Annotated in this window: 13 protein-coding genes and 1 tRNA gene; 9 read left to right on the top strand and 5 right to left on the bottom strand. The window is 45.9% G+C overall.

The genetic code is table 11. From position 1 onward, the window contains the following. Positions 1–4: 4 nt before the first annotated feature. The 6 genes from KDW_RS04990 to KDW_RS35780 all read left to right on the top strand — a co-directional run bounded on the left by KDW_RS04990 (position 5) and on the right by KDW_RS35780 (position 5257). A complete protein-coding gene (locus KDW_RS04990) occupies positions 5–1108 on the top strand; it encodes a hypothetical protein (protein WP_151754937.1) in 1104 nt (367 codons plus the stop codon). A gap of 498 nt (positions 1109–1606) precedes the next feature. Further along, complete coding sequence (locus KDW_RS04985; protein ID WP_151754936.1) at positions 1607–1840, top strand: hypothetical protein; 234 nt, start codon at positions 1607–1609, stop codon at positions 1838–1840. Next, on the top strand, positions 1840–3750 hold the full coding sequence (locus KDW_RS04980; protein ID WP_151754935.1) for a hypothetical protein: 1911 nt from the start codon (positions 1840–1842) through the stop codon (positions 3748–3750). Before KDW_RS04985 ends, KDW_RS04980 begins: the two co-directional genes overlap by 1 nt. A gap of 10 nt (positions 3751–3760) precedes the next feature. After that, the gene (locus tag KDW_RS04975) at positions 3761–4735 is read left to right on the top strand and encodes a tyrosine-type recombinase/integrase (RefSeq protein WP_162004962.1); all 975 of its coding nucleotides are present in this window, start codon (positions 3761–3763) and stop codon (positions 4733–4735) included. A gap of 236 nt (positions 4736–4971) precedes the next feature. Further along, positions 4972–5043, top strand: a tRNA-Arg gene (locus KDW_RS04970). An 85-nt stretch (positions 5044–5128) separates the two neighbouring features. Next, positions 5129–5257: a LuxR C-terminal-related transcriptional regulator gene (locus KDW_RS35780; protein ID WP_151757296.1), complete on the top strand. Its 129-nt coding sequence runs from the start codon at positions 5129–5131 to the stop codon at positions 5255–5257. Positions 5258–5386: 129 nt separating this feature from the next. On the opposite strand, the gene KDW_RS04960 is transcribed toward KDW_RS35780, so the two are convergent. Further along, entirely contained in the window at positions 5387–5608 is a 222-nt protein-coding gene (locus KDW_RS04960; protein ID WP_151754933.1) for a hypothetical protein, read from the bottom strand. A 297-nt stretch (positions 5609–5905) separates the two neighbouring features. Between KDW_RS04960 and KDW_RS04955 the strand changes: the two genes are divergently transcribed. Beyond that, complete coding sequence (locus KDW_RS04955) at positions 5906–6127, top strand: hypothetical protein (protein ID WP_151754932.1); 222 nt, start codon at positions 5906–5908, stop codon at positions 6125–6127. A gap of 430 nt (positions 6128–6557) precedes the next feature. Here KDW_RS04955 and KDW_RS04950 read toward each other — a convergent pair whose 3' ends face one another. Continuing rightward, positions 6558–7709, bottom strand: coding sequence for a hypothetical protein (locus KDW_RS04950; protein ID WP_198925195.1), 1152 nt, complete (start codon positions 7707–7709; stop codon positions 6558–6560). A 304-nt stretch (positions 7710–8013) separates the two neighbouring features. Between KDW_RS04950 and KDW_RS33635 the strand changes: the two genes are divergently transcribed. After that, on the top strand, positions 8014–8181 hold the full coding sequence (locus tag KDW_RS33635) for a hypothetical protein (RefSeq protein WP_233097621.1): 168 nt from the start codon (positions 8014–8016) through the stop codon (positions 8179–8181). Positions 8182–8380: 199 nt separating this feature from the next. On the opposite strand, the gene KDW_RS04945 is transcribed toward KDW_RS33635, so the two are convergent. The 3 genes from KDW_RS04945 to KDW_RS04935 all read right to left on the bottom strand — a co-directional run bounded on the left by KDW_RS04945 (position 8381) and on the right by KDW_RS04935 (position 11859). After that, positions 8381–9985 (bottom strand): WD40 repeat domain-containing protein, encoded by a 1605-nt coding sequence (locus KDW_RS04945; protein ID WP_151754931.1) that lies wholly within the window; start codon positions 9983–9985, stop codon positions 8381–8383. A gap of 12 nt (positions 9986–9997) precedes the next feature. Then, positions 9998–10534 (bottom strand): RNA polymerase sigma factor, encoded by a 537-nt coding sequence (locus tag KDW_RS04940; RefSeq protein ID WP_233097619.1) that lies wholly within the window; start codon positions 10532–10534, stop codon positions 9998–10000. Positions 10535–10731: 197 nt separating this feature from the next. Then, complete coding sequence (locus KDW_RS04935; protein ID WP_162004961.1) at positions 10732–11859, bottom strand: ABC transporter ATP-binding protein; 1128 nt, start codon at positions 11857–11859, stop codon at positions 10732–10734. Between the two features lie 397 nt (positions 11860–12256). Here KDW_RS04935 and KDW_RS04930 point away from each other — a divergent pair, with 397 nt between their 5' ends. Then, positions 12257–13723, top strand: coding sequence for a response regulator (locus tag KDW_RS04930; RefSeq protein ID WP_162004960.1), 1467 nt, complete (start codon positions 12257–12259; stop codon positions 13721–13723). Positions 13724–13855: the final 132 nt, after the last annotated feature.

Raw genomic sequence — 13855 nt, 5'->3', positions numbered from 1 at the left:
GATCATGGATGAGACACAGAAATATACTGACACACAGATGTTTGCTGACCAGGTTAGAGAAAATCCGGCTGCGGCTTACACTGATGGGCTTGCGCATGCCATACGTGAATCACAAGAGCGGCGGCAGCAAGAAGAGTCACAACGTACAGGCTTCTTCGGGCGGCTGCTTTCTGCCTTTAGCAATGATTCAGTAACACAAACGAGGGCGGCTGCTCCTTCTAATTATACTGATGCATTACCAGCAGATTATTCTATTGAGACTCAACCAGCGGTAAGCCCTCGCTTGAATACCTCATTGATGACACCTGAGCAGTTACGGGTCCGTCGTATGAACCTGGTCGAGGGGGCTAAGTTCGGGCGGCCTGCACATGAACGATTTATGCTCTTCCTCCTCAAGTTCTGGCTCTTCATTGGGCCGATTGCCTTTGTTGCTCTGACTACTTCAGAAGTTGCCTATGTGTTGACTCGTCTGGTCCCAGCTGGTGACACTGCCGATTATGTGATTGCGGGTGGTGCGCTCTTCATCGACCTGGCCATGATGTTTGTCACCTTTGGTGTGGCGATTAAACGGCGTGATCTGGAAGAAAAACGAGAGTCCGGCGGCATTGTGAGCAAGCGTGAAGAGGGTGAAATATGGTTGGGTACTGGTATGTGGCTGGTCTTCGCTGCCATTAATATTATCAGTCAGGCGGCCTTCCTGCTGCATGTCATTACACAAAATCCTGGCGCTAATACGAATATGACTATCCTCTATGTGTTTGTTGCCTCGCGTGTTGCTGGTTTCATCCTGGGTGATGCGTCGACCGCCTTCTTCCTCGCCAAAGTGGACGGCAGCCCGCTTAAACTGATCGCCCGTGGTGAGCGCGAAAAAGGCACCATCTACCGCGAGATCGCCCAGGCCGAAGGTGAGCGCAAAACGATTGAGGCCAAAGCTGAAACAGAAATTCTCCTGCTGCAAATCAAAGTTCAGCAAGAGAAGGAAGACGCCGAATTTCTCGCGGAATTGAAACGCCAGGTCTTCAAGGATATTCTCAGTAATCGGCGCTCACCTGCTCCGCCAGAACTCAATGAACCTTCTCGGTCCCGTATGCGTCGACTCGATCAATAACTTTTATCTCTTTTCTCCTGGCTCTTTTAGCGCCAACCGCCAACCGCCCGGTTCATGAGGTGCGCCCGTCGCTCCCGTGGTCCGGGCCTTCCTCCCCATTGAGAAATAACAAGAGGTTTTTTTCATGAAAACAAACATTCTAGATGAGCAAGCCAACACTCCTGAGGCATTATCTGGCTTCCTGAGGCATAAACATTCACGTTTGATACTGTTTCCCTGTGACGGTGCGAAGCAAGCGTACTACCTGTACACCTGTGCCAGAATTGGAATGGCGACGGTGCTAAGGAAGCATCTGAGTATATCACCTTGGCACCGTCGGCATGGAATGCACTGCACAGAGTGTCCAGGTGGAGACGCTAGTCACACGACACGCTGGCCGTCCTCTCACGTTCGCTTTCCTCTCACGCTGGCATACGGACTGCACCCCACGAAACCAGTAACACGTGGGGTGCAAAATACCTATTCTTTCTCTCTTTGTTCATTCCTGGAGGTGTCGCAATGATAACCTATGACGTGGCCCTCTGGCGGTTCTGGCCGTCCTCTGAGTTCCCGATAACTGATGATATTGAAGCATCTTCTCCTCTGCTGGCCGCTCTGGCTCTGATGCAACGATATCGACTCAAGCATGTGGCACGTGTCGCGGTGGCGGCTCCTGATGGTGTGATTACACGCTGGGCTGATGGGTTGTCTCTCATTCTGGAAGAAGCAACCGAAGAACAGGAGGTGCAGTAATGGGAAAAGATAGGCTTCTGGTCTCTCCTGTGGAATTAAAAGCGGTTAACCACAACTCGGACACCTTCTTTGTGAACTTTAAGTTCCTGGGATCGGATGGCCGTCCCAATGGTGAGCCGCTCCCTGATCATATTGCTGATCAGCTGGATACCTGGCAGAAGACCGCACGAAAAGAGCATACACATATGCCAACGTCGCTGACCTTTACCTATTGGGCAGGTGATCAGACGTACAGTCAAACCTTGATGATGCGTGAACATGGGTCAAGTCCCTGGTCCTGGCTGCTCTACTCGGATGATGTGAAAATCAACCTGTCCTATGGCACACTGAAAGGGAATGTGTTCTGTCAGGCGCGTTTCTCCTCGCACCTGTTGCATATGATCGGGCCGGAACAATCCATTGTGGCAACTGAGTCGATGCTCCATGAGTTCATTGGTGAGTTGTTCCATCAGCAAGCCTCTGAAGTGCATTTATGTCTGGACCTTCAGGGCTTTGACTTCTCCACGCTGTGCATCCATGATCCTGACCGCTTCCCGTTCGTCTCTCGCGTGACGAATATCAGCGATCGCCCGCTCCCGCCAACCAATGAGGAACAAGAGGGGGGCCTTTCTGACCTGGGCTATGCCAAATTGCAGCAACAGATTGAACAGGACAAGCATGAACTTGAACAGGCGTTGTTTTTGCAACCTGCGTTACGCACGACACACCGACGGATTGCCACGCTTGATTTTGGTTCTCATGCCTCGGAACTTTCCGCACAAATTTATAACAAGACCTTAGAAATCAAAAAGCATCAAAAGCAATGGTTTGAAGCTATCTGGCGCTCGAATGGTTGGGATGGCGTCTCTGAGATCTGGCGTATTGAGTTCCGTTTTAAGCGGAAATTTTTGAATAAATATGACCTCAATGAAGCATTCTCGGTGATTGACCAATTTGAAGCACTCTGGAAGTATGCCACGGAAGAATGGCTGCGCTTTGTGGATCTGAACCAGTCCAATGACTCGAATACCTCCCGGCTGCCGACACATCCAGTCTGGGAACTGGTCCAGCAGGCGTATAGTGTCCAGCATGACACCTGTACAGCTGATCCAGCTGGCGAACAAGAGAACCGTCTTCAGCAGATTATTCAGGAGAAGCCTTTGCAAGTGGTGAAACAGGCCGAATATATCCGTCTGGATGAGGAATTGCAAACGGTACTGACCTGGTCGGATGAGGAACTACACCAGCTGGTGCGCTCTGAAAAGGGACCTGTGACCTGGTCACGCTGTCTGCTTTCGGTAGCCTTCCTCACCTTCATTCTGGAAAAGTTCCACATGACGGAAGTGAGCGCACAATATGCAGCATTGGAAGAAAGCCTGCGTGATGTGCCGGTGGATGTGCTGCGCGATCTGGCACGCTCTGCCCTGGCCGGGCTCTCTCCTGATCAGCTGACCCAACTGCTTGACCATCTCTCCCCAAAGTCCTTTGAAGAAGTGCGTACGACTCTGGTCAAGCGCGATCGGCGCATGGCAAAGCTTGACAGTCTGATTGCACTCCTGGCTGGTGCTTTTCGTTCAGCGGTCGCCCTGGCTCCTCCTGATGAGATCGGCGAGATCAGTAGCATTTCAGGTCAGCGGGTCCGTCAACCAGACCTCTACTCTGATGCGCTGTGGGTCCTGAAAAAAATGCAGGACTATGATAAGAAAAAGGAACGGGTCTATTGTGAAGAGGTCTGGAAAAAGCGTCTGGCCTATGGCTTTATCACGGCGCAACGGCTGGAAGAAGAGCGGAAATACTACGGCGTTGACCTGGCTCCGGCTGACTGGTCCGAGATCAACACGGTCTTTGACAAACTGCGCTCTTCGCGCAAACCGCAACAGAAAAATAGCAGCATTGGCGCTGACTATGATGATTTGAATGATATTGCATAGGGGGTGTTTTATGGCTCGTAAAGCTCTTCAAATTAAAGATGCTATTGATGGCTATATTGTTCGGTGCCAGTCGAAAGGTTTTTCTCACAGAACCATTGAATGGTATGATCAGAAATTGCGTTTCTTTTGTGCTTATATGCTGGATCAACAGGGTACAAGGGACTTAAAATCTGTTACTCTGATGCATCTGCGTGCTTTTGTAATCGCTATTCAGGCTATGAAGTCACGTACTAAGGAAAATGTATCTGAGATTACAGTCAAGGGCTATGTGCAGGTTATAAAAGGCTTCTTCAGTTGGTGTGTGAGCGAAGATCTATTAAAAATTGATCCTTCTGTAAAGTTGGAGAGACCTAAGATCGGTGAGTATGTTATCTCCACTTTTACTGAAGATCAGATTAAGGCATTGCTTAACACTTGTGATTTGCGTACTGAGCTTGGGTATAGAGATTATACAATAATGATGCTTCTCCTTGACACTGGTGTCAGAGTGTCCGAATTATGCGGTATGCGTTTACAAGATATTCATAAGGACTATGTTAGAGTCCTGGGCAAGGGCCGTAAGGAACGTGAAGTGGGTGTGCATTCTGATACGGTTAAGTGCGTATGGAAGTATGTCCATAAGTTCAGAGATACATCTGATGAGAATGAGCAATTATTGTTTATCAATCGAGCTGGTGAGCCTTTGACTCGTAGTGGTGTAGCACGTTTGATATCTGAGGCTGGTGATAAAGCCGGTCTCTCTGATGTGCGTGTCTCTCCTCATACGTTCCGCCACACTTTTGCTATTATGTATCTCAAGAATGGCGGTGATGTATATAAGCTCTCTCGTCTGCTCGGACACAGTGATATTAAAACTACAGAGGAATACTTAAAATCATTTCAGAGTCGAGAGGCTAGGCGCGATCATGATCATTTATCTCCGGTTAATCGGGTGCGTAAAGTGGTGAGAGATAGGACACTACGGTCTGATGCCTTATTTGACTAATAGGGCTACAGCACCGGATTGTGCGGCCTAGTTTTTGACTCTGACTATACCATTAATGAGGCTCTAGCCTTGCTTTATGATAGAGCGCAAAACATCCCTTATTGGTTGTTTACGGCACAGGACACACTGAATTTGCCAGTAAAACAAGCTATAAGGGGTTTTCCTATGATGTGGTGTTATGCGGCTTGTGGGGCGTATTGAGAAAGTTTGACAGGTGTGTTATAATCTTCTATGAAGTTCCCGTAGCTCAGTGGATAGAGCACCGGTCTCCGGAACCGGTGGCGCTGGTTCGATTCCAGTCGGGAACACTCTCTAAATCCGCCTTAGTGGCGGGTTCTTTTTTTTGTCCCGATCCCAACGGTTTCCGCGTGACAGCAGTTTGACTGCAACGTAATTAGATGGTTCTCCCTCTCGGTCAGCGATTCTACTATCAAAACCCATAGCAACCATATTTTTGCCAAACTGGGTGCCCGCGATCGAGCCCAACTGGTGGTATTGGTCCACCAATTGGGTCTTGCCTGATGGGTATTTTATTTTTGCAACATCTCTACGTATATCCGTATATAACTAATGGTATGAATGATATGCACTTGCATTAAGGTATAAAAGGCCAGCACACACAAGGAGGCTACCATGTTTCTACTGGTGATATTATTCGTGATTATACTTTTCACTGCTCTGGGCAGCCTGTTCAGACCCAGACGTTGGATGGGTTACGGCTACTATCGCCCATATCGCAGATCCTTTTTTTTCCGCCGCCCCTATATGCGTCGAGGCTTTTATGGCGGGGATTTCTATGGCCGTGAACATCATCACCACCACCATGGCCACCATCATCACCACGGCGGCTGGTAGCAGCAAAAGTAAAGACATAACTGAAAAGCCCACTTGCAAACACAAGTGGGCTTTTCAGTTATGTCCCGCAACCTATGAGTTGATGGCAGGATGGCGTTGAATTTTTCTGCATGATTGGTTGTAGGTGGAAAGCGGTGATGGGCACTATAATTTTTCGTGCTATTGTAGCTTGACAAGGTTAATTGCAATATGTTATATAGATAATAACTAATAGTTATAAAAAGGGTAGGTGTATATCGTTGTCATAGGTAAAATATGCATGCTATAAAATGAAAATATGCCAGGCAAATTTGAAGAGGATATAGGGTAAAAATAATGGATAATATGATGGACCATCTCCAAAAGCAGGCAGAGCATATGGCAAGGGAAAAAGTTTTAGAGCGTACAAAACAACAGCAGGCTTATAGCACATTTAGCGAAGATTCGTCCTCTGGTAAATGGCAGCTTTCCAGACAAGCATCTATCCTGGTTTCGCTTGCATTCATAATCATGATTATCGTTGTTCTCGTCGTCTTGTATCATTTCTACTTTCATTAAGAACGCTTTTTAAATCACGGCCATTTCTTTCCTCCATAGCATCTACACTGCTCCTGGATTTTTACTAACCAGAAAGGCTATCCCGGCAAATTTACCAAATCAGTAATTTGCCCGGATAGCCTTTCTGGTTAGTATTTCTCTTCGTGGCGCAACATTATTAATAAATCGCCGATAACAATGTGAGATTTCTATATGCCATCGAGCGTATCTGCCTGCATGTTTGTTGAATAGTTGTACTGCCTATGCGGCCGGGTTCAAATCACAGTGGTTTGTGGTGGGTTATGTTTTGTCATACTTTAATTTTTAGAAGAGAAAAGGACTGTATGCACTATGGCTTCAAATGGAATTGATGCAAGCTCAGGTCTCAGCCTCACTCTGGATTTGCTTACGCAGCAGCAAGATACCGGGGTACTCAAATGTTGATTGCTCATCAGTTACCATAGGTAACGACCATCGGAGCCGGGGCCATTGATAGAACCTCTTGTGGAGTCATTAACCCCATCTTGGCTTCAAGTCGATAGAAGATTTTAAATCCACCATACTTGAAGTTATTGTATTTTTGCATATCATCTTTGACCCATTGACTATACTGTAGCTCTTTTTCCTGATGATCGCCTGGAAAACCACCCACGCTATCCACATGCATGACCACATCGACGCGCGGATCTGAAAACAGGTTCCGTTTATCGGCGATCTCGGCCTGACCAGCATCAAAAGGATTATTCATCAAGTCACCATCACCTCGATATTGGTGGATGATCAAGATTTTTCGTGGTAGATGATACTTCATTGGAATGTCAGCCAGATCCTCAATGGCTGGTTTTAAGTCTGCGGCTCGCACATTACTCAAATTTGTTCCTGGAATTCCATCACGGCGTGGAAACATCCATTCTGGATCAATCGCCATATGCACAAATGCGTAGTGCTCCAGATACGGCATAAAATATTCTAGCTCAGGCTTGATGGGCGCTTGCCCAAAGTTAAGGTCCAGGAAGAGAAGTAGATTGTTACTTTTGCAGAAATCAATATAGCTTTGAATCGTCGCAGCATCAACATGATGGCTATACGTTTGCTGTGGTCCAGGATAGTTATCGGGCACGCTGACGACCAGATCTATTCCCAGTTGTACAGGATGGGCTGGATCTGCATTGGTATAGGCGGCTCCCTGTGCCTTTAGATTTGCTAGCATCTGAGCATCCGGCGCATAGGCAGGTCCTGTTACCTCAGCTCCAGGCACTGCATAGAAAGCTACGACCCGATGTGTGGGTAGCACTGCGCCAACCGAAGGATTAAACGGTATCGGAGTTGGGGTTGGTGTCGAGGTTGGCTTCGGTTTTGGTTTTGGCCTCACCGCCTGCGCACCATTTGTTGATGAATTGAAATATGTCTGTACAAAAGGTAAAAACATGAGTGCACTAATAATAACCAGGCTGGCTCCAACCACCGAAATAATCAGACGGCGACTATATTTTTTTTGTTTCGGATTGTGTTGTGGTGGAATGCCTGGCAACGGCATAGTTTTGTCTCGATCGTGTTGGGGTGGAATGCCTGGCAACGGCATAGTTTTGTCTCGATCGTACATGTAGTAATCCTTGCTAGCAAAAAAATAAATAATTATCTATGAAGATCGGCGCAATCGATAGAAAAATAAAGCTTTTCTTCTATTCTACAACCTCTTATGTAATGGAAGGGTATAAATAGCCAAAAAATCTCGGTACATTTGGATATAGCATATTTGTATAGCCAGCCTCCATAAAATTTCTGGCTTTTAGCACTAATCTGTATATCGTAAAGAGCGTCTAACAGAATGGATATTGTGTATAATTGCATAAGAATATATCAAAAAAGTATCATGTTATCTGATCCTGATTTAAAGGGGAAATGGGATGGAAACTCCTGGCCGCAAATGGGCGATACTCAGCGCTATTTGTTTCTCAATTGGACTCTTAACTCTCTGCACCGGCTATGGAGGGCTTGGTATGCTCGTTAATGTTTGTGGTTTTATTTCCGTCATGATGTACCTCAGAATTCTTGCCAGGCAGAATGAAGAATAAGCCTGGCTTTTCTTCTGTCCCATAACCTGCACTTGAATTTCTTATAGTATAACATATCTGCCTGGTTGTGCTTTTGAGACCAGATGACGTGGGCTTCTAACATAGAGTATGTGAACTGGTAATGCTGCTCCTGAGAACATAAAAACGAGATAGATACTATCCATTGCGGACAATATCTACCTCGTATAGCGCTATGTGCTCAAGCTGCACTCCACACGTAAATGGAATTTTTTCCTGTCTGAAGGCCTGCAATCAGCTTACCATCTGGTGACCATGTTATTTGTATAGTCATGCCATTCTGAGGCGCAAATGTATATTCTCTCTCTCCATTTGCCGCATTATTGATTTGTACCACGCTTACAATGTCTTTTGTCGTGTTTTTATATGGATTGGCTACCACTGCATTCTTTTTATCAAGGCTTGATGACACAATATGTTTACTATCAGGTGACCAATCCAATTCACGGATCATTGAGTATTTATCTTGAAAATGTGTCATAGTTTGGCCTGTTGCTGCATTAATTACTTGAATTTCATCTGGCTGATTTAATGCAGCATGTTGAATATTTAAAGCCAGCCGTGTAGAATCAGGAGACCAGGTAAGTAATCTGGTTGACGTTGTATTTATCATGGCAGGATTTTCAAGTGTTTTGTTCATTGCTGGAATTGCCTGAAGGGTATTTGTATCCCATATATGAAGAATCACTTGATCTTTAATTGTTGTATGGAATATGCCTGCTATATATTTACCATTAGGAGATGAGTCAATGGAATATATTTCCTCCTTGTTTGCTAATTCTGATGTAAGCGACAAGGATTGTAGCAACTGTCCAGTGGAAGTATCCCATTTCATAATTGCTTGTTTGTTAATCCCAATGAGATGAACATTATCTTGTAACCATTTGAGTCTAAGATTTTGTAGGTTGGCAGGAACTGAGAATATATGGAGCACCTGTCCACTTTTGGCATCCCAAATTGTCAATTTACCATTACTATCTACCGCCAATTTAGTAGAGTCAGGTGACCATGTCGCAGAATAGTCCACATCAGACATTTTAAGTGAATGGGATAAGGCTAGTTTGGTGGCTATAGATCGTTTCTCTATATTCCAAATGTTAATATTATCTGGAACTATATCAACAATAGACCTTTGGTCAGGTGACATTAAAAGTGCACGACCATCTTTAGGATCATTTAGATGTAATGATATACTTTTGGGTTTTCCCGTATATGCATTCCATATATTAATACCTGGATGTTGGTTTGGGTCAATATTAGATGATAGAAGGTTTTTACTGTCTCTTGACCATAAAAACAATATGGGAACAGGCTTATCAATATGTGTTATGACTGAGCCAATGGGTTTGGTTGGAGTAGTGGGTTGTGCTGTATGTTGGGAAGTTTGAAAAACCTTCAATGTTATTAACATACTTCCCACCAGGAGTGCCGCAACCAGTACTGCTACTAACACACTAAGGTGTGGCCAGCGCTGACTACGAGCCGTTTGTCTGCGATATTGTTGCGGTACTATTATTGGTAGCGGTGCTACATCTTTTTGGCTTGTTTGGATGCTTGAATGTGTATCAATGCTACCCGCGAGTGAGATGCGTTGCCATGCTTGTTCGAGCGAGTGCTTATCCGCAGCCCTGGGATCTTTCTCGGCTTCGATTTCCAGGGAGATCTGTAAATCTTGTAGCATCTGGTAAGTCATGCTGGTCTTTTGTTGTGTGCCCGTCGCTAAGCATTGTTCAATTTGCTCATCTAGCAGTTCGGGTTGAAATGACTCTTCTTCGTGTATAGACATCGCGTTTCTCCCTTAATCCTTTTCATAAATCGAGCGTAATGTATTCAATGTACGAGAAAGTTGGGTTCGTATCGCGCCATGTTTCTTGCCCATCTGTTCCGCGATCTCATTGCAGCGCATGCCGTATACAAAGCGTAGCCGCAACATATGTTGTTGAATGCCGGGTAGCGTTTGAATATGGTGATGAAGACGTGTATATCTCTCGTTGCGTTCTGCAACGAGTTCGGGATGATCACCTTCACTATCCTGTATCTCGTCCGTGAGTTCATCCATACGCAGTTGAGAGCGGTAGACGGGCGTCCGATAGATATCTGCGACTTTATTGTGGGCTACACGCCATATCCACAGGCGTTGATGTTCTGCGGCCATCTGGAGAAACGAAGGACTCTCCAGGGCAGCCAGAAAAATTTCCACCAGTAGATCTTCCGCATCCTCGCGGGAAGCACTATGGGCATGCAGATAAGAAAAAACACTGGCTGCATATTGTTGGTAGAGCGCAGAAATGCTGGTGCTGTCTTTACGGGTTGAGAGCGATGGTTCCTGCATCATTCGTTCCTAACATACTATTGATAATCAGGCGAAGTCACTCGATTGAGTGGCACGCACTTGATCCGCATATAGTATCGGGTTTTGCGAAAAAGTGTTACAACGCATCACAAAACACGTCCCGTAGGTTCGAGGCTTGACCTCGATTGGCCTCAGCTCTCACCCCATTGGTTTGAGCTTTCCCCTTGATTGGTTAGCGCTTACAACTGGGGCGAGATGAGGGTGGTGGTGTGGGGATCGAAGAGATAGATGTCAGCTGGATCGAGTCCGATGGTGATGTAGGAACCTATCTGGAGTGTGGGTTGCTGGATATCTTTTAGCTCGGCCATTAACGTTACTTTGTGGCCAATGTTGAGTTGAACGGTCCAGTGACCCATTAATAATTCGATTCCAAGAACATAAGCCTTAAGTAAGATATAGTTCGTTGTATTGATTGACTTGAGTGTCCACTCAAACATGATTTTTCCGGACCGAATACCGAGTATAAGTTGTGTTTGCGGTCCTGATGGTGATAATGCGGCGCGCCAACTGGCATTTAGTACGAGCCTTAATTCTCCGGATCTTACTATATAGCCATCTTCAGTAGTTTGAAGGGTGGCTGACAACTGGTTCAGCAATGGTTGATTTAGAAGCTGTGCCACAAACAGGTTAGCTGGTCGGCTTAACAGGCTATCGGCAGTACCAATCTGTTCAATGCGTCCCTGGTTGATAATAGCGATGCGGCCTCCCATGGCAAAGGCATCCGCAGGACTCTGCGTTGCATACATACTGATCGAGGACTTGATTCGATGGACTAGCAGCATGGCCTGTTGGACACGATAGCGTGCATGCGGATCTAGCTGTGTGGTTGGCTCATCAAAAAGATATATGTCAGCATCTCGTACCATTGCGCGTGCAATCGCCACCCGCTGTAATTCACCCCCAGATAACGTTTTCAGAGAGCTTTTCTGTAGTGGCTGTAGTTGAAGTAGTTCCAGTGCGCTCAACACACGCTGCTGGCGTTCTTTTTTTGATAATCGACGAAAACGTAACGCCTGATCGACGTTATCATAAACGTTCAACTGAGACATTAAACCATATTTCTGTGAGACCAGTGCTACATTGCGCAAGGCTGAATGCCTGTCCGTCATATCGATGGCATTCCAATATAGACGTCCTGTATCGGGATGGTCAAGTCCAGCAATCAGTTGGAAGAGGGTAGATTTTCCACTATTTGAGGGACCGAGCAATGTTAAAAAATCCTCATCGGCCAGTGTCAGGCTCAAATGATCCAGGGCGAGCATGTTACCAAAGCGCTTTACAACTGCTTGTACTTCTAATGTGTTCATTTTTGCCCATATCTCCATTGATATCTGCTCGTGTCGTCGTGAAGATTTACCTCATCTATAGAAAAATACTTCATACCTCTACAATTAAAGAATATATCAAAAGTGAGCAAAAGTGAATGATTCTATGCAAATGGGTCATAGCGCTTAAGGTACTAATGTACAGGCCCATATTGGCTATTCTATATGTCAGATTGCACAGGATAATGGGACAATGATATCGTATTCAGAAACGCTTATAGCGTATTTACGCAGTTTTTTTATGGTGAATGGCATTGTAGGTAAACGTAAAAACGTAAGAATCTATTGCAAGTAAGGATAAATAACGTCCAGGGGGTGGCAGTGTGATTCTGTCAGGCTTCCTGTATATATGTTAAATACAAATAATGGAATGACAACAATGATGGATGATAAAATTACTCATGAGATGAATTGGACACTTGTTTTTGATGAAGAACGCAATCACTTGCTTTTGGATGGCCATGAGCTATCAACTGGTGAACGTATAGAGATCCGTGTCTTTGGCTCCTGGGTACCAGGACAGGTTGCAATGGACTCTGCAGGCTGGTATCTGATGACGCTTGACCAGGTTGGCATTCGTCTCCATGGTGGACTGCTGGCTCGTTCTTGTGAGTTCCGTTTTTCACAGCAAGATGTGTCACCCGCCTCGTCCAGCGCGTCAAATTCTACTATTCTCATTGTTGATGATGACACTTCTCTACTTCATGCCTTACCTCGTATGCTGGCTTTGCGGTTGCCCGAAGTGAAGGTCGAGACTGCCCAGTCCGCCCAGGAGGCCTTGCAGTTATTGCAAAAGAAGCCTTATGCAGCCGTTGTCAGTGATATCAAGATGCCCGAAATGGATGGCTTGACGTTGCTTGGCAAAATTCGCGAGGCCCAGCCCGATACTCCAACTATTTTGATTACCGGACATGGTGAGCACGATTTAGCTATTCAGGCTCTGCGCGGTGGCGCCTACGATTATATTCAGAAGCCGATCGAGCGCGATAACTTTGTGGCCGCTTTGCTGCGAGCTATCCAGACCTGTGAGCTGCGCCATCAAGTGCAGGAGCAGCAGCAAGCTTTAGAGCTCTACACACGCTCCCTGGAAGTGCTGGTGCAGCAACGTACGGATGAACTGGCTGAAGCTCATTCCACCAAAGATAAAGTTGTGAGCCTGGTTTCGCAAGAACTGAATGAACCGGTGACACGCCTGAAGAATTTGACCCAACTACTTCAACAGAAGCTGGGGAACAGTGAACTCTCCGAGATTGTAACCAGAAGTTTTGCCGATATCGAAGTTTCGATCGAGCGCACCGAACTCCTGGTACAGGAATTGTTGAATACCTCAGACATTGAGACAAAGAGTTTTATTCTGCGTCGTCAGCGTTGTGATCTAACCCAGTTGTGCCGCAACATTCTGGAAGAAGAGGTTGCTGGTACCTCAATGAAACTGGAGCACGAAGGTGGGAATGGACCTCTGGAAGTAGAAGTTGATGAAGGCCAGATCCGTCAGGTTTTATCAATGTTATTGGATAGTACCCGCTCGGCTACACAGCAGGAAAATTCAACTACGGTCATGTTGCAACAAATAGGCAATGAAGCCATGATTACACTCCGCGATCAAGGTGTGAGCTCACTCGGCGCTGGCTTTTATATCTCGCGGAAAATCGTTGAGCGCCATAACGGCCACCTGGAGATCCAGACTTTTCCTGATGAGCGCCGGGCCCTGTTTATTACTCTACCTCTTTCTCAGCAACATCCGGAGGCACCCACGTCAGCGGATGATGGTTCTATGCAAGTGCCGCATACCCATGCTATCTGGACTATCACCTATGATGCTGAAGCTGCTACAGCTGGAAATTAAGTACCAATTTTATCCATTTATACTTTAGTTCATCCGTTTTTCAATATCATTCGTTCCTTATACAGAAGCTTCCAATGGTCTATTTCAGACCGTGGGGAATGCTTATTATGGATGGGCCAATTGTATGCTTTA

The sequence above is a fragment of the Dictyobacter vulcani genome, assembly GCF_008974265.1.
Lineage (GTDB): Bacteria > Chloroflexota > Ktedonobacteria > Ktedonobacterales > Ktedonobacteraceae > Dictyobacter > Dictyobacter vulcani.
The sequence above is the reverse complement of the archived record's forward strand: the minus strand, read 5'-3'. Positions and strand labels throughout refer to the sequence as shown.